Below are 19,960 nucleotides of genomic sequence, written 5' to 3'. Positions count from 1 at the left end.
CGCCGAATGCAAGTTTTCGCGGGCTAATTTCCTGTGATTGTTGCTGTGGTTACTGGGGTTGAAATACCCCAAAGATGAAGCGATTTAAGCTCTCTCTCCTTTGTGGGCAAACTCCAAAGAAAGTGGGAGGTTTTGTGCTCAAGTGTTTCTATATAAGTTAGCTTTTTCTTGAGTTTAGCTTCAATTCTTCCGCTCTTGTTGAAAACTGCGACTATCCTAAATAAAGGATGAGCAGCGCTATTCATGGAGAGAGGTTTTATGGGCCGTTTTTTAAAAGATCTCAGCATCAAGCATAAGATGTTTGCCCTCGTTGGGGTGATGCTAGTGTTGATGTTGCTGTTATCAGGCTTTAGTTTGCTGAAAATGAAGCGAGTGTCGGACGAAGTTCATGGTATTGCGACCGAGAATATTCCACTCGTTAGGCTGTCTACCGATGTGACGATTCAACAGCTTGAAAGCTCGATTATCCTCGAAAAGGCTTTTCGTGCCTCGGACATTAAAGTCTCTCCCGAACAAAGGTTGATAGATGGTTTTATTGCCGACGTGATAAAGCATAAAGAGTTGATAAATCATGAATTACAATCGACTCAAACCATGCTCAATGATGCGCTTAAATTATCTCAACCCGCTGAGCTGCGTGACAAAACCCTACAATTGAGTCAAGAGATTGCCAACATCATCCAAGGCTTTCGTCACTACGACGCCCAATTAGTGGCTGTGATAGCGGGAATTGAGCAAAAACAGGAGTCTGCCCTGTTAGCGCAGCGAGTTGATGAGTTAGAGAAAACACAAAAAGAGTTCAATACCGAGTTAAGCCAATTTGCGCTGCAATTGGAGCAAATGACGAAGACAGCGGTATCTGTGACTGAAGAGGAAGAGATTAAGGCCGCCTACGGTATGATGATTATCTCCTCAATTGCGGTCGTTATCGGTTTATTTGTCGGACTGCTCTCCAGTCGTTACATAGTGCAATCCATCACCCAGCTGCGTAATGCGGCCTCCTTAATGCAGTCGGGAAATTTTAGCCACGAACTTGCCGTCACCTCAAAGGACGAATTAGGTGAGTTGACCATAAGCATGAATCAAATGGCATTGACCTTAAGCAAAACTGTGGGGCAAGTGGTTGATCGTAGTGAAGAAATCGCTTCGATGGTCACAGAGCTTAATGCGGTGGCCGAAAACAATCGCGAGGCGATACTGAAACAGCAGGACAATACGGATCAGGTCGCTGCCTCCATGACACAAATGGCCGCGACGATTACCGAGGTGGCGAGCAGCGCAGAGACGGCATCCTTTTCGGCGGGGCAGGCGGAAAACAGAGCGAAGGAAAGCTGTAGCGTTGTTGAGGCTAGCGAGAAAATCACTCAACAATTGGTCGTTAGCGCTCAACATTCAAGTCAACTTATTCAGCAATTACAGGCCAGTACGGGCAAGATCTTAAACTTTGTGTCGGTAGTGGATGCGATTGCTGGGCAAACGAATCTGTTGGCGTTAAATGCCTCGATTGAAGCGGCGCGGGCGGGCGATCAAGGCCGAGGATTTGCCGTGGTGGCCGATGAGGTGCGAGCATTAGCGACTCGCAGCCAAACTGCAACACAGGAAATCAGTGAGCTTATCCAAACCTTAGTGGTCGATGCTAAATCGGCTGTGAGTTCGTTTGAGGAAAATGAACGTCAAATCAGTGAGTCATCTGTACTGGTTAATCAAATTAAGCAGAACTTATTTGAGATCTTAGATGCATTGACGCAACTTTCGCAGGCGAACTCGCAGGTAGCGACCGCAAGTGAGGAGCAGGCGGTCACGGCGGAGGATATTAGCGAACGCATTAATGCGATACGTGATTCGGGGGAACTCGTTTTAAATAGTGCCTTCGAAACGGCTAAAGCCAGTGAGTCATTATCGCAACAGGCAAATTCGTTGCGGGAAGGGATGCAGCAGTTTAAGGTTCGAATCGTCTAGATTTCGGCGTGTGTGACATCCATAAAAATGCCCAGCTTATAAAGTTGGGCATTTTTATGGAGCTTAACTCAAGGTATCACATTGTTCTAACCCACGGTTTTGCAATCATATTTAATGTGATGATAAGTATGGCTACTTACTTATTTCACATCATTACCGCGATTATCTGGGTGATATGATTACTTTTTCGGGGCATTCGCTGCGGAGTTTGTAGTCGGTTGAACTCGTCCCTGTGGCTTGCCTTGGCGACGCTGCCCTTGGTTTGTCTTTTCGCTAGACCCTTCGTGATGACGAGCCTGTTGACTGCGTTGCTGTGAGCCTGAATGAGATTGGCCTTTGGCTTTATGCTCGCGATTGGCCTTATGTTCGCTGTTACTTGAGTTAGCAGGGCCTTTACCGCGTTGCGGATATTTATCCTGTGGTTTTGGCGAGCGGGCTTGTTCGGCAGTTGCAGGCGCATTCCTGTGCTCAGCGTTTTTTGCCACTTGCGGACGCTTAGACTCACCTTGCTGATTGCGTTGCTCTTGGTTGCGTTGACCTTGATGACTGCGCTGGCCTTGATTACTTCTTTGGTCTGAGTGACTGCGTTGGCCTTGATTGTTACGCTGACCTGAGTTTGGCTGCGCGTTTTGGCCCTTTTGCTGTGCTGAGTCACCATTGTCTATTGTTTTAGGTGCAGGCGTTTTACGAGCATCGCGGCCAGAACCGGCTCTTGGCGCGGGTTTCCCCGCACTGCGGTGCTTACGTTGGCTCGCCACGGCTTTGATTTTGTTCTCTTTACCATGGGCATTTAGGGTCGATTCGGGAAGCGCATGGACAGGACTGAAGCCTTCAACTTCCTGTCTTTCAAGCACGCGATTGATCAAACGCTCAATGTCCCTGAGCAGCTTAGTTTCTTCGCTACTGACTAAGGAAACGGCTTGGCCTAAGGCGCCAGCACGGCCGGTGCGGCCAATACGGTGCACGTAATCTTCGGGCACATTGGGCAGATCGAAGTTCACTACTTGTGGCAATTGGTCGATATCGAGCCCGCGCGCCGCAATGTCGGTTGCTACGAGTACTCGTACTTCGCCACTCTTAAAGTCGGCTAAGGCTTTGGTGCGTGCGCCTTGGCTCTTGTTGCCGTGGATAGCGGCGGCGCTGATCTCGGCTTGAATAAGACTCTTAGCCAGTCTGTTGGCGCCGTGTTTAGTGCGTGAAAACACTAATACCTGCTGCCAGTCTTCCTGCTTGATGAGCTGAATAAGCAGCGCCGATTTTTGATTCTTATCGACGGGGCAAATCCATTGTTTGACTGTGTTTGCCGCGGCATTGCGTGGTGTAACTGAAATTTCTACCGGTTGATTCACTAGGCCTTTGGCAAGCTCGCGGATTTCATCGGAGAAGGTCGCCGAAAACATCAGGTTTTGTCGTTTAGCGGGCAACATGGCGAGGATCTTTTTGATATCGCGAATAAAACCCATGTCGAGCATGCGATCCGCTTCATCCAGCACTAACACTTCGAGTTGATTAAACTTCACCGCCTTTTGCTGCTCTAGATCTAATAATCGTCCAGGCGTAGCGACCAGTACATCTACCCCGTGGCGTAGCTTTTGAATTTGGGGATTAATTGGTACGCCACCAAAGACGACCGCTGAGCGCAATGGAAGATATTTACCATAGGTTTCAACACTTTCGCTTACTTGAGCCGCTAACTCGCGCGTGGGAGTGAGCACTAGGGCGCGGATTTGTCCCGCCTTTGCCTTATTGCCTTTAGAGAGTAATTCGAGCAGCGGCAGGGTAAAGCCTGCGGTTTTTCCTGTCCCCGTTTGGGCCGCAGCCATCACGTCTTTACCCGTCAGTACGGCGGGAATCGCCTGTGCTTGAATGGGCGAGGGTGTGTCATAACCTTGTTCAGTCACGGCTTTTTGGATTGGAGCAGATAAACCTAGGGAGGAAAAACTCATTAATGGGTCTCTTGTGGCAGCAAAGGGTCGCAGCAGTAGTATGGCCAAATTGGCGGGCGTGCAGCTTACATGAAGAGGCGCTAGATCGCCATGTTTGAAAGTAGTTTGTTGTTTATCTGCCGCAAAAGCCGATTCAGGAGTGGCTAATTTATCGACCTATCAGTATCTTGTTCAGTATTTAGGGAAAGATCACGCTTGTGTTAATTTCATTGCTTCTAAGTAATTCAACTTGGGGTAAAATTAACAAACATCCTCAATAGGTTGCAAAGACATTAGCGTGACGTTGTCGTAAATCAGATTAGTAAAGATAACCGGGGATATTTCCCCTTGCAGCTTGAACTCTGCACCATTGAATTCTTAAGATGTGTCCTCTTAGGCATATTGACGCTCCATGGCAGGTGGATTATGACAGCAATACAGCATATTGAACGCCTCGCTCGTAGCAGAAGTGAACAGGCCGTGGCGGTTATTCGAAACGTGCAGCAGATGTCCAACATTCCCATGCAGGAGATGCAAGCGGCGCTGAAGCAATTGTTACACTGTGGCCGAGTCGCACTGCATTTTCATCCCGACAGAATCGATAGCCGCGGTATCACTGTGGCCGAAGGATTATTGCGTGATGGTCAATACCGCAGCCAATTCGAAACCCATATCTCCAACGGACAGTTATCCCCCGAGTTAGGTGGGCCAAGGGATCACTGGGAAAATCAACTCTTTGGCGATGCTTACAAGGGGACTAAGTCTCGGCCTAAGTATGGTGCCTTGGATTTAGGCATGTGGCAGGATGGTCCTGCTCCGCGTTTTGGTAGCTGTTATTTGCTGACCCACTCGCAGTTGCTCACGCGCTCGACGTTCACTTATTTAGATTCCTACCGTAACCCTAAGGAAAAGGGCACCTTATCCTGTTTTGATGATGTATTGGCGGCGCTGCTCACCGAGAGTTTTGAGCGCCACTATGCCTTGGGTAAAGTGGATTTTAAACCGCTAAACGTGATCCACTATTTGGCGCATCAACTGAATTCTTCCCTGCTGTCGCGCTTTGAACGGCCGATGTCGAACAATCTCGACCATTACATTGAGGCACAGATCCACGGTGATGTGTCCCTCGATGAAGATATTGCCATGCTGGTAGCAGATCCAAGTTTTAAAGGGACTGAAATTGGTGCCACCTTGAGCAAGCTCTGTGATCGCTATGACATCGAGCTGCAATATCATAATGGTTTTAGCCTGCACACGGCGCAGATCCCCAGTGATTTCCGTGGACCGACTATGCCATCTTTGGCGAGTCGAATTGCTATCGACGAGCGTGTCGATGCCTATGCCATTGGCGTGGCGGCGCGGGATTTATACCATTCGCCCCAGCATTGGCGCGATCGGGGGAACCGCGCTCAGGTGGCACATGAGCTCAAGCTGCTCTGGCATGTGTTAGTCAAATACGGCGCTCAGCAATAATTAAGGCCGATTGATTAAGCTGGCGACGAGAGTTGGCTCTGGGTTCCCGCACTTTGGGAATTTATTGATCTTTATCTCATTTTTGTGAATAGGCTAACAAAAGCTTCCGCTAAGGTTTCATCTACCTTGGATGCCTGCGATACTGCGTCCCTATCGAACCTTTTCAACACTTGCAAGCCCCTCGGGGTCACTCAGTGTTTAGCCTATTTCTACAACCTACTGCTTTGCTAGTTTCTGTTGGAGCACCATGGATAAGTCGTTAGAAAAGTCCCTTCTCGTTTGGCTCAAGTCGCAAAAAAAGGCCTGTGGCTGGTTTGTTAAGCTCTCCGTATGGTGTGGAATGTTAAGTGCTATTGCATTGATAGCGCAGGCTTATCTGATAGCCACACTCATCGATGGCGTCATTGTTGGCAATGCCTTGCAGGCATTTACTGATGGCGCGAATAGCTCGCCAATCCAGCCTGCTGTGGGGGCAAGCGATTATCTGCCACATTTTATGGCCTTGATTGGCTTAATGTTATTGCGAGCAATACTCGCCTATGGCCGCGAGCGCGCCAGTTTTGAAGCGGGCAAACGCTTACGCCAACAGATCCGCGGTGCGGTAATGGATAAGTTAACTCGGCTCGGCCCCGCGTTTATTAAAGGTAAACCCGCAGGCAGTTGGGCGAGCATAGTCTTAGAGCAAGTGGAAGATTTACAGGATTTTTATGCCCGTTATTTACCACAAATGACCCTTGCTGGCGTGATCCCCTTATTGATCCTCATCGCCGTGTTTCCCATCAACTGGACGGCGGGGCTGATTTTGCTATTAACCGCGCCACTAATCCCGCTGTTTATGATCCTCGTCGGTATGGGCGCAGCCGATGCTAACCGTAAAAACTTCAATGCCTTAGCCAGATTAAGTGGCCATTTTATGGATAGGTTAAAAGGGCTTTCGACCTTAAAACTCTTCTATCGAGGTGATGCTGAACTCAAGGTTATTGAAAAAGCCTCGGAGGAGTTCCGTAGCCGTACTATGTCTGTGCTGCGAATGGCCTTTTTAAGCTCGGCGGTGCTGGAGTTTTTTGCCGCGGTATCGATTGCCGTATTAGCGGTTTACTTCGGTTTCAGTTATTTAGGTCACCTCGATTTTGGCTACTATGGCGCGCATGCTCAACTTGGGCCTAATGCGAATGAAGGTTTACCTTTTAGCCTGTTTGTCGGCTTATTTATCTTAATTTTGGCGCCTGAGTTTTATCAGCCCCTAAGGGATATGGGCACTCACTACCATGCTAAAGCGCAGGCGATTGGCGCAGCCCAAGCATTGATGACACTGCTGGAACATCCTGAGCCAGATTCTTCGCAGGACAAGCTCGGGCAGCAAACGCGACTCGATAAGCTGACTCACCTTAGCGTAAAAGATCTAGAAGTCTTTAGTACCGATGGCAGCCGTTTACTCGGCCCCATCAGTTTTGAGTTGAAGCAGGGCGAACATTTGGCTCTGGTTGGCCCAAGCGGCGCCGGTAAAACCAGTTTACTCAATGCCTTATTAGGATTTTTGCCCTATAAAGGCAAGCTGCTAATCGATGGGGTTGAACTCGCAAGCCTCGACCTTGCCCATTGGCGACAGCAGTTAGCATGGCTTGGGCAAGAGCCGCAGTTATTCCATGGCACAGTGCGGGAAAACGTCGCCTTAGCCAATCCTGAAATGACGGATGAGCAGGTTTGGCAATTGCTAGAGCAGGCCAATATCCATGAGTTTGTCCGCAGCCACCCCCTTGGTTTAGCCACGCCGATAGGCGAGCAGTCATCGACCTTATCGGTCGGGCAGGCGCAACGTATTGCGCTGGCGCGGGCATTGGGTCAGGCGGCGCAGGTCTTTATTCTCGATGAACCGACGGCAAGTTTAGACAGTGTCAGCGAACAACTCGTTAGCCGCACCTTAAAAGCGGCGATGGCGGGTAAGATGGGCATTATGGTAACCCACAGAGTCGATCAGCTGGACCATATGTCGTCCATCCTAGTGCTCGATAAAGGCGAGATAGTCCAGCGGGGGGATTTTGCGACGCTGTCAACTGAGGCGGGGTTATTCCAAACCATGTTGCATGAAAATACTGAATCAGTAGCCGATATTGGGCTGGAAACGCCCATGCCCCATAACCACAGCGATATCGCGTTAGGGACAACCGAGGGAGCCGCACAATGAAAATTCTCCTTCCCTTTATTCGGTTGTTCTCCCACCAATGGTTGATGATGGCCGTTGGACTTGTGCTCACCTTAACCACACTCATGGCGGGGATTGGTTTATTGTCGCTGTCGGGGTGGTTTTTATCGGCGACGGCAGTGGCGGGATTAACGGTTATCGGCTCCCAATCCTTTAACTTTTTTACCCCCGCAGGTGGCGTGCGTTTCCTTTCTATCGCGCGAACGGCCAGTCGTTACGGTGAGCGTCTCGCGACCCATGAGGCGACCTTTAAATTACTGACTGAACTCAGAGTTTGGGCGTGGCGAAAACTCTTCCCACTCAGCGCTAAAAATCTGCAGGGGCTGCGCCGCGCGGATATGCTCAACCGCCTCGTGGCGGATATAGATACACTCGACCATCTGTATTTACGATTGTTGACGCCGATGGCGGCTTCTTTGCTGATGACGGCGTTGTTATATCTATTCCTCGCATGGTTTGATGCCAAGCTGGCCTTAAGTTTATGCCTGTTTTTAGTGGTGATTTGGCTGCTGCTACCACTGCTGTTTTATCGGCTTGGGCACGAGCCTAGTCGCAATATGTTGGAAACCAAACGTCAATATCGGGTGCAGTTGCTTGAGATGCTGCAGGGCCAAGCTGAGCTGAGTTTATTTGGTGCGAACGCCAGATACAGACACAAGCTCGATGAGGCCGAGCAGGCGTTATTTGCCAGCCAAGGGGCGATGGCGAATATCACCGCCTTGAGCCAAGCCATGCTGATCCTCGCGACGGGCTCGGCACTCATCATGATGTTATTTTTAGCCGCCAATGGCGTGGGCGATGCGGTGCCTCCCGGCCCTATGTTCGCCTTGATGGTGTTTGCCACTATGGCCTGCGTCGAAATGATGATGCCAATCGCTGGCGCTTTCCAACATTTGTCGGGCTGCGTGCTGGCGGCAACACGAATTCACGAAATCACCGAGCAGGAAAGCGATATTCGTTTTAGCGAAGATTCAACGCTCAAGGCGACATCGGGCGGGCTGCAGATGACGGATATCCATTTTGGCTATCACGACAATCAGAGCGTTCTGCAGGGCTTATCCTTAACGGTACAGCCCGGGCAAAAGGTGGCGTTATTGGGCGCGACGGGCTGCGGCAAATCCAGTTTATTGTCCTTAATCACCCGTGAGTGGCAGGCGCAGCGTGGCCAAATTTGCCTAGATGGTCAGTCGCTAACGGACTATAGCGAGGCCGCCTTAAGATCGGCGATGACTGTGGTAAGCCAGCGGATTTACCTGTACGCGGGCACACTGCGGGAGAACCTTGCCATTGCCTTGCCTGTGCCAGAAGGGCAAAAACGCACCGCCAATGACGAGCGTTTTATCCAAGTCTTACAGCAGGTTGGCTTAGGCGAATTACTTAAAGGCGATAAGCCTTTAGATATGTGGATTGGCGAGGGCGGACGGCAATTATCGGGCGGCGAGCAGCGCCGTATCGGCGTGGCAAGGGCATTGCTGCGGGATGCGCCTTTGTTACTGTTAGATGAGCCAACCGAGGGCTTAGACAAACGCACTGAGCGGGAAATCTTAAGTTTACTGTTTGAATTTGCAAAGGATAAAACCCTGCTGATGATCAGCCACAGATTAACGGCGATGGCCAAGATGGATCAAATTCACCTCCTCGCCGAGGGGCAAATTGTGGCATCGGGCGATCATCAGCAGTTACTGCAAACTTGCCCCGCCTATCAGGCGCTCTATCGTCGTTTAGCTTGAGTCAGGATGTTTACTGGGTGAGAAATATGTGCAGCAGGAGTAAAGCCTTTATATGAGTAACCCAATGCCAGCAGAGTTTGCACCAAAAGAATTGGCACCAAAAGTATTCGCACCAAAAGAATTAGCCCCGCAAATTAACGCCCATTTTAATGGTAAGTTTGAGGTTGAGCTTAAGTATCGACTCACAGACCGCGAGGCCTTTTGGGCGCGCTTAAGCGCTAAATCCCCGGAGGTGATGCTGGAGGATAATCTTGAGCATGACTGCTATTTTGATTCTCCCTCGGCATCGTTAGCGGCTGAGCATAAAAGCCTGTGTATTCGCGAGATGCAGCCCTCCGGCATCATGCTGTGGATTGTGAAAGGGCCCGAGAAGGACCGCTGTGAGGCGGTCAATATTACGGATGCAAACAAAGCCAAAAGTATGCTACGGACTTTAGGGTATCAATGTGTGCTTGAGATTAAAAAACGCCGCAGCGTGTATTTTCTTGGGGAATTTCATTTAACGCTTGATTGGCTTGAAAGCTTAGGTGACTTTGCCGAGCTTGCAATCATGACTAATGATGAAGCTAAGCTGCCAATCTATGAAGCGCAGCTCCTCGCCTTAGCCGCTGAACTTGGACTAGAGGAATCACAGCGGGAATTCTTATCTTACAGACAGTTACAGATGGCTATACAAGGATAAGCGAGGCATCCCAAGTCCATTTGGGGATGGATCGATACAAGGCGCGGCGGCTTATCTTCCTAAGCGCTGCGAAAAGGCTAAGTAACGTTTGACCTCTTCTTCGGGGAATCGTAATTCTTCACCGTCTTTCACGCTGCTGAGCAGGTTTTCCCGCGCATAGCGTTTAATCGTTGCCGGACTCTTATCCAGCAACTTGCACACTTCATCCACAGTTAACAGATTATCACTCATGGTTCACTCCCACTTATTGATTGGTGATTAACCCAATGAGTATAGAACAAGAATCAGACTGCGCTTTGGCGGGCGCAGTCTGAGGTTGGCTGGCAACTACTTGGATTGGCGCTGGGCTTCTCGCGCCTGATATTCGCTGCCCAAATGCGCCTTGGCGGCGGTAATGGCCATCACGGCGCGGGATTTAAATTCGCGGCGATAGAGGGTGACCACCACAAATAGGCTGGCCAAAATAAACAGTATCGGGTGCACAAACCAGCACAGCACGGCCATCGAAAAGTAGTACGCCCGCAGGCCATAGTTATAGGAATGGGCGGCTTGGTCTTGCACCGTTGCCATTTGCCGCGCGTAGGCTTTGAGGTTGTCGTTGGCACCTTCGCTATCCATGGGGCCTGCGCCTATCATCACGTTCACAAAGCCGTATTGGCGCATCGACCAGGTAAATTGGAAAAATGCCATCACGAAGATCACTACCAGCAGCGCCAACTTCACTTGGACTAAGGAGTGGTTCGGTGGCGTAGCATAGGGAATAGTCGCGATCACGGCCTCGAGGCGTTCAACTTGGGCAAATAAGGTTAATACCCCCGCGAGCACGAACAGCGTAGTCGAGGCAAAAAAGGCAATATTACGCTCAAGGTTAGCTAATAACGCCGCATCGCCTACCCGTACACCTCGAGTCATCAGCTCGAGCATCCAGTAGATCCTGTGCTTATGCAGGCCACGGGCAATACAGTCGGTATCCTTCGCCTTACGTCGGGCAAAAGCGGTATAGCCAGCCCAAGAAACGATAAACCACGTTAATGCCGAAATATCTAATAGCGAGAATGTCATAGTTGCCTTGAGAAAGTGACTTTGAGAAAGTAAAAAATCGGTTGATTGAATGGCGATTATGAAGGTTTTTATCTCTTAGGTGCAATCCCCCCATATCGCTTTCAAATCTCGACTATTCACAATTTGAAGCCGCTCACATTGGCTTTGAAACCGCTTGCTCAGTGAGACTCAATTTTGAGGAAATTCTTGTCAGGTAAGTGAGTTAGAAAAATGCATTAAGGCGTATCTCGAAGCCGCGTGCTGATTGAGTTCGGCTTTGTGTCTATAGACGTTGTGTGTTTAATGTTTATAGATATCTCCCGAAAGTGGTTCGCCATGGCATTTGCTCACCGACACGCAGCGAGTCCGTCCGTGGATGCTCGACCGCCCCGTCCATGGGGCGGACGGTCGTCTTCGCAAATCGCCTTGGCTCACCTATCTAACATTAGCGTCATCTGATGTCTGATTCGACTGACGCTATCTTGGCATCTGATAGGCATGATGTCTATCGTGGCTACTGGAAAAGAAATGCGAGAATAGTTGTTAGGTATCAATTAGCTACAAACTAAATGCCTTGCATGTCTTGGTCGTTGCTGAGTAGAGTAATGAGATCGCCACGACTAAGGAGCCAAGATGGAAAATACCACGCACCAAGCCATATTCACAGAACAGGCTAAATACGCAGATTGGAAAGAAAAATACACCTTTGAAAATTGCCTGCTTAAGCGCGGGGAATATGGCGAGTTCTTAGCGGATTACATCACAGGTGAGCACGATGGATTTGTGCTTAATCTCGATGGCGGTTGGGGCAGCGGTAAAACCGAGTTTCTAAAACGTTTTTATTCGTTATTACTAAAACGAAATCATCCCGTTATTTATATTGATGCGTGGGAGAGTGATTTCTCAAAAGATCCGCTCACCGTTGTCACCAGCGAACTGCTCACCCAATTAGAAGCATTTAATTACAATCTTGATTCCATCGAAGAAGTTGAACAGTTCAAAAAGATGTGTGGCCGATTTATTAAAGGGGTTGCCGTAGGCGTATCGGCTTATCTCTCTAAGCAATATTTAGGTGACCCAAGTATTATTGGCAATGCGGTACAGCAAGCAATAAGCGGTGAGCCTGACAGTCTATTAACTGCATTATCGACCGAGCATCAAGAGCTTGTTCGAGCTATTCAGCAAATTAGAATCACCCTAGGTGAAGTGGCGGGAAAATTAACCGGCAGCGGTGCAAATCTGCCAGTGGTCGTGCTAGTGGATGAACTCGATCGTTGTCGCCCGAACTATGCAATTGAAATGCTAGAGGTGATTAAGCATTTCTTTAAAACGGAAAATTTTGTCTTTGTGGTAGCCACCGATACTGACCAGCTAGTGCATTCAATTGCTGCCGTGTATGGCGCAGGCTTTGATGCGGCCCAGTACCTTAAGCGTTTCTTCGACCGTAAAGCCAGCTTAGCTTCCCCTAACTTGTTCCAATATCTTGATGCCAAAGTGCAAGATAATGAGTTTTACCAAAATATAAATGCATTTCCAGCTAGTTATTTTAGCGACTTAAAATGCCTGAAAGTACAAACTATTTCTAAGTTAGCGAATTATTATCAATTAAAAATTCGTGACATCGATCAACTACTGAATAAATTAAATTCTTGCTTACGATTTGCCCAAACCATTGGCTCAAAAACTCAACAAGTTCAAGTCATTTGTGTACCTGCACTTATTATTGGTCTGATTGAGTTTGATAGAGGGGAAAGCTCGTTTTATAACCGAAGATGCGACAGGCCTGATGATACTTCCTTAATTCGCGACACAGTAGATGAATTTATAGAAGGATTAACAATTACAGCGTTCATTGATCTTTGTATATCTAGTACGCAGATTACTGTTTACGAAGAGTTGGATCACTTTGAAAGACCTGTCGAAAAAAACTATATCAGCTCTTATCCAAGACTCTTTGACATGAGGAGCGGGATGCTTGAGGTTAACCGATGGGCAAATTATATGTCGTCAGAGGTAGCTAAATTCGGCGATCGCAATAAAAAATACTGGCTATGGGAAGACTACAAAAAAGCTATCGAGCTTGCTGGAAATCTTGAGTAGTTGTCTCTGAAGGAGAATGTCTTATCTTGTTATAACAATGTGAGCACAAGTTTATCGAGACACCCATTGTTAAATTTGGCAAAAAATATAGGGAATGCATAACTCTTTTGGAATTAACAACTGACACTGAGCCAACAGAAGTTCACCTCTCCTGCGAAGTTGCTGAAAGGCGTTGAAGAAAATCGCGTTAGTGAGGCATGGATGCCTCGTTAGCTTTCGGACTCTTTGTTTAACGGAAGGGGGATGTACCATCGAAAGCGTTAGCCATTTTCGAATAAGCACGAAGCCACTAACCAATGCATGTAACTTCGCTAGTGGCGTCTTGGTTGCTAGTGAAAACAATAGCAAGGAGGATAGGACGAGCAGTCCTCCTTGGTCGATTCTTTATTAAAAATCAAGGGGGTGAAGCCCCACGACTTTGATTTTATTGATTAACTCAAATGAAAAATGCGAAGACTCCCATCATGCTCAGGTATCTAAAAAGCTACCCCTAAAAATGATGTAAAAGTCATTGATTCCTTAGCTCATTTCTCAAATTGAATTTAGGCATAAGCATTCATTACCCAATAAAAAAGCCAGACTCTGTCTGGCTTTCGTTTATCAATAAGTCATTAGGACTTAGGCGTCGCTATCACCCAGTGACAACAGGGTCGCATTACCACCGATAGCGGTGATGTTGTTAGTGCGTGTCTTTTCAGTCACGAAGCGAGTTAAGTAGTGTGGACCACCGGCTTTTGGACCTGTGCCAGATAAACCTTGACCGCCAAAAGGCTGTACGCCAACCACAGCGCCGATTTGGTTGCGGTTGATGTACACGTTACCTACGTTAACCTTGTCAGCCACTTCGAGGGCATGACCTTCGTTACGGCTGTGGATACCTAAGGTTAAGCCAAAGCCTGTGCTGTTGATTTCATCGATCACATGGGCAAGTTCAGATGCCTTGTAACGGATCACGTGCAGGATTGGCCCAAAGTGTTCTTTTTCAAGCACTTTGATTGAGTCGATTTCAACGGCAGTTGGCGACACAAAGTGGCCATTCTCGGTACCCGCTGGCAGTGACATTTGCTTGATCAGCTTACCCACTTGCTTGATGTGGTCGATATGGGCGTCAAGGTTAGCCTTCGCGGTCGCATCAATAACTGGGCCTACGTCGGTTTTCACTGAGCTTGGGTTACCAATCACTAACTCGTCCATCGCACCTTGCAGTACATCGATAACGCGGTCTGCGATATCTTCCTGCAGGAACAGTACACGTAATGCAGAGCAACGTTGTCCTGCGCTGGTGAAGGATGAAGAAACCACATCGTTAACCACTTGTTCTGGTTGAGAAGTCGAGTCAACCACCATAGCGTTTTGACCGCCAGTTTCGGCGATTAACGGAATGATGGCGCCTTCACGGTTTGCCAGAGTGCGGTTGATGAGTTTGGCTGTGCCAGTTGAACCGGTAAAACATACGCCGCCGATGCGCTCATCAGCCGTCAGCGCGTTACCTACGGTAGCGCCTGTGCCGGGTAGATATTGCAGCACGTCCGTTGGAATACCCGCTTGGTGTGCTAACTGCACTGCGCGGTAACCAATGATAGACGTCTGTTCAGCAGGCTTAGCAACTACAGTGTTACCCGCAGCGAGGGCTGCCGAAACTTGGCCTAAGAAGATGGCTAATGGGAAGTTCCATGGGCTGATACAGACGAACACACCGCGACCTTGGAGGAAGAGTTCGTTTAACTCACCCGTTGGACCTGGGAGCAGTTCTGGTTGTCCCATTAACTTTTTAGCTTGTACTGCGTAGTAACGACAGAAGTCTACGGCTTCGCGTACCTCGTCGATACCGTCTTGAATGCTCTTGCCCGCTTCACGGGTACACAGGGCGATCAGCTCTTCGCGGTTTTCTTCTAACAGATCCGCCAGCTTTTGTAGGGCTGAGGCGCGCACTTCAACTGGAGTACGAGTCCAAGTTGCAAAGGCCGCATCGGCAGAGGCGACAGCTTGTTCGATAGCCGCTTTGTCGGCAAAGGCCACTTGACCCACGGTTTGAGTGGTATCGAATGGGCTCACCACGGTTTTGTGCTCGCCAGTTAAGGTTTGACCATTAACCAGAGGGCCCGCTTGCCACTGCGTCGATTTGAATTTGTCTAAGGCCGCGAAGAATGGCTCTGCTTCTGAAATGATGTTCATATTGAGTCCCTTGGAATTTTTGCGATCGCTACCGAAGATGTCGGTAGGTAAAACGATTTTGTTGTTAGCCAGGGTTTTGTAGCCTGTCAGGGTTTTCAGTGGGTGAACCACTAAAGACTCGATAGGGGTTTTCGGGTCGACCAGCTTGTGTACGAACGAGGTGTTTGCACCGTTTTCCAGCAGGCGACGCACTAAGTAGGGCAGCAGATCCTTATGGGCACCGATTGGAGCGTAGATACGTACCGCTTTCGCGCCAGCTTCCGACAGAATAGTGTCGTACAGCTCTTGTCCCATGCCGTGTAGACGTTGGAACTCGTGGTTACGATCGCCCGCCATATCTGAAATCGCGGCAACGGTTTGCGCGTTGTGGCTGGCAAATTGTGGGTAAATCGCGCCGCGGGTGGCGTCAGATAACAGGTAACGCGCACAGGCTAAGTAAGAAACGTCGGTACCGGCTTTACGAGTGTAGAGTGGGTATGCAGCTTCGCCAGCTTGTTGTGCCCATTTCAGCTCGCTATCCCAATAAGCGCCTTTCACTAAGCGAACGGGGATTTCGTCGCCTTGCTCTTTCGCTAGGCGGGTTAACCATACCAGCACTGGCAGGGCGCGCTTAGAGTAAGCTTGCACCACGATACCGAGTAAGCCCCAACCCTTAGTGGCGTCAGAATTAAACAGTTTTTGGAACAGTTTTAATGACAGTTCGAGGCGGTCAACTTCTTCGGCGTCGATAGAAATACCGATATTTAAGCCACGGGCTAACTTAATTAAGCGAATAACTGTGTCATACAGCTCGGTGAGTACACGGTCTTCGTTAGCGACTTCGTAACGTGGGTGCAGTGCCGACAGCTTGATAGAAATGGTTGGGCGTGGAGATTCGTTTTCGTTATAGCTTTGCGCGCCTAACTCGGTAATCGCATTGGCATAATCGTTAAAGTATTTTTCGGCATCTTTACGCGTCAGCGCGGCTTCACCCAGCATATCGTAGGAGTGGGTGTAACCTAATTTACGCTTGTCTTCGCTGTTCTTGAGCGCCTCTTTCATGGTGCGGCCGAGAACGAACTGCTTACCCATGATCTTCATCGCCGCCATCATGGCTTGGCGGATCACAGGCTCACCTAAACGATTCACTAAACGGCTTAACAGATTGCTTGGCGTACCATCGATTTTTTTATCGAGTTTGACGATTTTGCCAGTGAGCATCAGGCCCCAAGTGGAGGCGTTAACCAGTACCGAATCGCTCTTGCTTAAGTGTTCATCCCATTTTGCGCCTGAGAGTTTATCTTCAATCAAGGCGTCGGCGGTGGCCGCATCGGGAATACGCAGCAGGGCTTCGGCTAAACACATCAGGATAATCCCTTCCTGTGTTTCTAGGCTGTATTGCTGCAGGAAGGCGTCGATGCCAACCATTAAACCTTTCTTATCGAATTGACGAACTTTGTTGACTAGTTCGTGGGCACGACGAGTGACGCGCTCGATGGCTTCATCACTGGAGGGCACTAGTTTGATTAGCTCTGACAAGTATTGTTCTTCATCGACAATGTAGTTGTCGGTGACGGCTTTGAACAGTTCGTCGAGATTGGCAGAATCGTAGCGGCCTGCCAGCACTTCACTCGCTTTGAACATAGTAATCGCTTCCATCTTGGCCAGTTGTTTTGGGCTCTATTGTTGAAACAAAAATGGGGGGCGCGAAACGCATTTGATATTTTGTATACAATATGAAGCTTTGCGCGCGCAGATTATACAACCAAAATGTGACGGACAACACTATAGCGTGAAAGAATGTGAAGATTGTTTGATTAGCTTGTTACGCGCCAGATGTAACGCTCAATTGACAAAAAAGCCAGTGTTTGAAAACACTGGCTTTTGATTTTACTTTCAGCGGATTCGCGTAAAAATTTACATCCAACGCTTTTTATTACGGCGTTGCGGTCTTGGCAGATAAACCAAAATCACCCCGACCACTAAACCGGCGGCGGCGATCAGTCCACCTTCACGCCATAGGGCAAATTGTGCTTCCTGAGCGCTGCGATCCACGGCCACTTTCAAACTATCACGCTCTTGGGTGGTTTTGCTGAGCATAGTTTCGGCTTCGGTCAGCTTGGCTTTAAGCTCGGCCACTTCATCGGCATGGTTATCGGTTGAGCTCATCACTTCGTCCAGTTTAGCTTTGGCTTCAGCCAGTTCACTGGTGAGTGACGATACTTGCTCGCGAAAACTGGGTGCCGAGCTAATCATGTTAGTCGGTATCCAACCTTCACGGCCCTTGTGGTCGACAATTTTGGAGTAATCGCCTTGGGTTTCGCCTAATAAGGTAATTGGTTGACCCGCTTCAATTGAGCCTAAGATACGGTAGTCTGTACTCGGACCATTGAGAATATAAAGAAACACGTTGTCCGAGATATAACGGGGTTGGCCTTCGGCCAGCAGGTTGGGGGAGAGTAACATCATTCCCACCAGAGTCAGCATTCTTAACACTTTTGTATTCTCATCAACGAAATAGTGACCACATGCTAGGGATTTGAGGCCTGCAATGCAAGAGGGAAGTCATAGACTTCCCTCAACTTTGCCGCATCCATGCTAGCGATTCCTGTGTGTTTGTGCGTTTCTACGGCAAGCTTGCCATAGTCACCTTGGGCTTCTTAGTTAAAGATACCTTTAATCATAAAGAAGAAGATGATCGACAGACCTGCACCCGCAGGTAAGGTGACCACCCAAGACACAACGATATTACGCACTACGCCGATATTGATTGCAGCAATACCACGGGCCATACCCACACCTAATACCGCACCCACTAAAGTTTGTGTGGTAGAGATAGGTAAACCAGTACCAGAAGCAATAACGACCGTCGAGGCAGCGGCTAATTCGGCAGCAAAACCACGGCTTGGCGTTAAGTGAGTGATGTTTTTACCAATGGTTTGCATCACGCGCTTACCAAAGATTGCCAGACCCATCACGATACCAACGGCACCTAAAGGCAGGATCCACCAAACTAACGGAGACTTAGAAGCAATTTGACCGCCACTGTTTACCACAGAGACAACCGCCGCTAATGGGCCAATCGCGTTAGCTACGTCGTTTGAACCGTGGGCGAACGCCATACAACAGGCGGTGAGCACCATCAGGATAGCAAACACTTTTTCAACGTTAGCATACATGGTTTTGTGGGTGGCTTTCTCATCCATTTTTAAACGAGAAATCACCACTTTACCCACGATACCCACGATCAGCGCAATCACACCGGCTAGCATGTATGCTTCGGCACCTTTTAAGTGAATACCAACGTGTGATAAACCCTTAAGGATAGTGACTAACGACATGATAAAGCCCGCAAATGCCATGTAGAAAGGCACATAGCGTTTCGCGTTAGCGAGTGGGTTATCTGTGTTGAAAATCAGTTTTTGCGTGCTTTGGAACAGAATGAAAGCCATAAAGCCAGAGATTGCAGGAGTGATGACCCAAGAGCCAACGATACCACCTACTTTTTCCCAAGCGACTGAATCAGTGCCAACACCCACAGCCGCGAAGCCGATAATCGCACCCACGATTGAGTGAGTGGTCGATACTGGCCAGCCTAAGGCTGATGCGACAACTAACCAAATCCCTGCGGCTAACAGCGAGCCAATCATGCCGTATACCAGCAATTCAGGGGTTTGGGTAAAGTAGCTTGAATCAATAATACCGTTACGGATCGTACTGGTTACTTCGCCGCCGGCTAAGTAAGCACCAGCAAATTCGAAGATCATTGCGATAATAATCGCTTGTTTAATAGTAATCGCGTTGGAACCCACAGAGGTTCCCATTGCATTGGCCACGTCGTTCGCACCAATACCCCACGCCATTAGAAAACCAAACGCGGCCGCAATGGCAATAAGCCACGGCCCATTAGTGGCTAAGACGTTAGCCACCTCCATACCTGCATCAACCATATTGATACCTTGATAACCTTATTTATTAAACGCGAGCCAGCATAAGCTCAAGACGCGAACCGACTCGTTCGGCAAGATCTGCAAGACCGCCGACCCATTCAATCGTTTTATAGAGGAACATCACATCGACAGGATTCAATTCTGATTCCAATGCAAATAGTTGACGACGTAATTGAATTTGCAGATCGTCAGTATCTTCTTCGATGATATCGAGTTCGTTGATCATTTTAGCCACTAAGTCGACTTCACGACCGCGGAAACCTGCTTCAAGCAAATCTTCGAGTTCGTTAATGACTTGTTTTGCAAGACCTACTGCGTCGATACAACGTTGTAGATACGCAATAAATGGCACTTGCATGACCTGAGGGATTAATAATTGACGGCCGATAACACGACCAGAGATATCTTTTGCTTTGTTAGCGATTTTGTCTTGTTGAGTCAGTAGTTCCAATAGATCTGTACGCTCAACTGGCATAAACAAGCCGCTTGGCAGAGTGAGGCGAATTTCACGCTTGAGTGAGTCACCTTGCTTTTCCGCTAAACTGATTTGCTTGCGTAGTTGAACTGCGCCATCCCAGTTACCTGTGATGGTGGCTTCGAAAAAGGGGACCAGTAACGATGCGCAATCGTAGACTTTGTCCATGTGCTCTTGAAGAGGCTTGATTGGCGATTTTGCAAACACGCCCAAAATAGAGTTTACTGGCATTGCCGTTTACCTATTTAGATTGTTCCATGATTGGAAA

At 48.6% G+C, this 19,960-nt stretch carries 13 protein-coding genes; 6 read left to right on the top strand and 7 right to left on the bottom strand.

The features are described 5' to 3' along the window. Nucleotides 1-258 precede the first annotated feature (258 nt). A complete protein-coding gene (locus tag B5P39_RS07540; protein ID WP_088211020.1) occupies nt 259-1,959 on the top strand; it encodes a methyl-accepting chemotaxis protein in 1,701 nt (566 codons plus the stop codon). A 179-nt stretch (nt 1,960-2,138) separates the two neighbouring features. On the opposite strand, the gene B5P39_RS07535 is transcribed toward B5P39_RS07540, so the two are convergent. Next, entirely contained in the window at nt 2,139-3,905 is a 1,767-nt protein-coding gene (locus B5P39_RS07535; RefSeq protein WP_088211019.1) for a DEAD/DEAH box helicase, read from the bottom strand. 405 nt (nt 3,906-4,310) lie between these two features. Between B5P39_RS07535 and B5P39_RS07530 the strand changes: the two genes are divergently transcribed. The 4 genes from B5P39_RS07530 (at nt 4,311) to cyaB (ending at nt 9,972) form a co-directional block, all read left to right on the top strand. Continuing rightward, entirely contained in the window at nt 4,311-5,357 is a 1,047-nt protein-coding gene (locus B5P39_RS07530) for a DUF3626 domain-containing protein (RefSeq protein ID WP_088211018.1), read from the top strand. Between the two features lie 247 nt (nt 5,358-5,604). Beyond that, on the top strand, nt 5,605-7,542 hold the full coding sequence (gene cydD, locus B5P39_RS07525) for a heme ABC transporter permease/ATP-binding protein CydD (protein ID WP_088211017.1): 1,938 nt from the start codon (nt 5,605-5,607) through the stop codon (nt 7,540-7,542). Continuing rightward, nucleotides 7,539-9,290 (top strand): heme ABC transporter ATP-binding protein/permease CydC, encoded by a 1,752-nt coding sequence (cydC, locus tag B5P39_RS07520; RefSeq protein ID WP_088211016.1) that lies wholly within the window; start codon nt 7,539-7,541, stop codon nt 9,288-9,290. Before cydD ends, cydC begins: the two co-directional genes overlap by 4 nt. A gap of 52 nt (nt 9,291-9,342) precedes the next feature. After that, nucleotides 9,343-9,972: a class IV adenylate cyclase gene (gene cyaB, locus B5P39_RS07515; RefSeq protein WP_176399879.1), complete on the top strand. Its 630-nt coding sequence runs from the start codon at nt 9,343-9,345 to the stop codon at nt 9,970-9,972. Nucleotides 9,973-10,023: 51 nt separating this feature from the next. Here the strand turns inward: cyaB and B5P39_RS07510 are convergent, their stop codons facing one another. Continuing rightward, nucleotides 10,024-10,203, bottom strand: a complete 180-nt coding sequence (locus B5P39_RS07510; RefSeq protein ID WP_011623867.1) for a helix-turn-helix domain-containing protein — start codon at nt 10,201-10,203, stop codon at nt 10,024-10,026. Between the two features lie 96 nt (nt 10,204-10,299). Next, on the bottom strand, nt 10,300-11,034 hold the full coding sequence (locus tag B5P39_RS07505) for a DUF599 domain-containing protein (RefSeq protein ID WP_088211014.1): 735 nt from the start codon (nt 11,032-11,034) through the stop codon (nt 10,300-10,302). A 612-nt stretch (nt 11,035-11,646) separates the two neighbouring features. Here B5P39_RS07505 and B5P39_RS07500 point away from each other — a divergent pair. After that, entirely contained in the window at nt 11,647-13,113 is a 1,467-nt protein-coding gene (locus tag B5P39_RS07500; RefSeq protein WP_088211013.1) for a KAP family P-loop NTPase fold protein, read from the top strand. A 618-nt stretch (nt 13,114-13,731) separates the two neighbouring features. Here the strand turns inward: B5P39_RS07500 and putA are convergent. From putA to B5P39_RS07480, 4 genes are all read right to left on the bottom strand, one after another. Further along, complete coding sequence (putA, locus tag B5P39_RS07495) at nt 13,732-16,926, bottom strand: bifunctional proline dehydrogenase/L-glutamate gamma-semialdehyde dehydrogenase PutA (RefSeq protein WP_176399878.1); 3,195 nt, start codon at nt 16,924-16,926, stop codon at nt 13,732-13,734. Between the two features lie 258 nt (nt 16,927-17,184). After that, nucleotides 17,185-17,733, bottom strand: coding sequence for a TIGR04211 family SH3 domain-containing protein (locus tag B5P39_RS07490; protein ID WP_164717988.1), 549 nt, complete (start codon nt 17,731-17,733; stop codon nt 17,185-17,187). 194 nt (nt 17,734-17,927) lie between these two features. After that, a complete protein-coding gene (locus tag B5P39_RS07485) occupies nt 17,928-19,217 on the bottom strand; it encodes an inorganic phosphate transporter (RefSeq protein ID WP_086902064.1) in 1,290 nt (429 codons plus the stop codon). Between the two features lie 25 nt (nt 19,218-19,242). Beyond that, nucleotides 19,243-19,923 carry a TIGR00153 family protein gene (locus B5P39_RS07480; RefSeq protein ID WP_011623862.1) on the bottom strand — a complete coding sequence of 227 codons (681 nt, stop codon included), beginning with the start codon at nt 19,921-19,923 and terminating at the stop codon, nt 19,243-19,245. Nucleotides 19,924-19,960: the final 37 nt, after the last annotated feature.

Source organism: Shewanella sp. Shew256 (genome assembly GCF_002196695.1).
Taxonomy (GTDB): Bacteria; Pseudomonadota; Gammaproteobacteria; order Enterobacterales; family Shewanellaceae; genus Shewanella; species Shewanella mangrovisoli.
The sequence above is the reverse complement of the archived record's forward strand: the minus strand, read 5'-3'. Positions and strand labels throughout refer to the sequence as shown.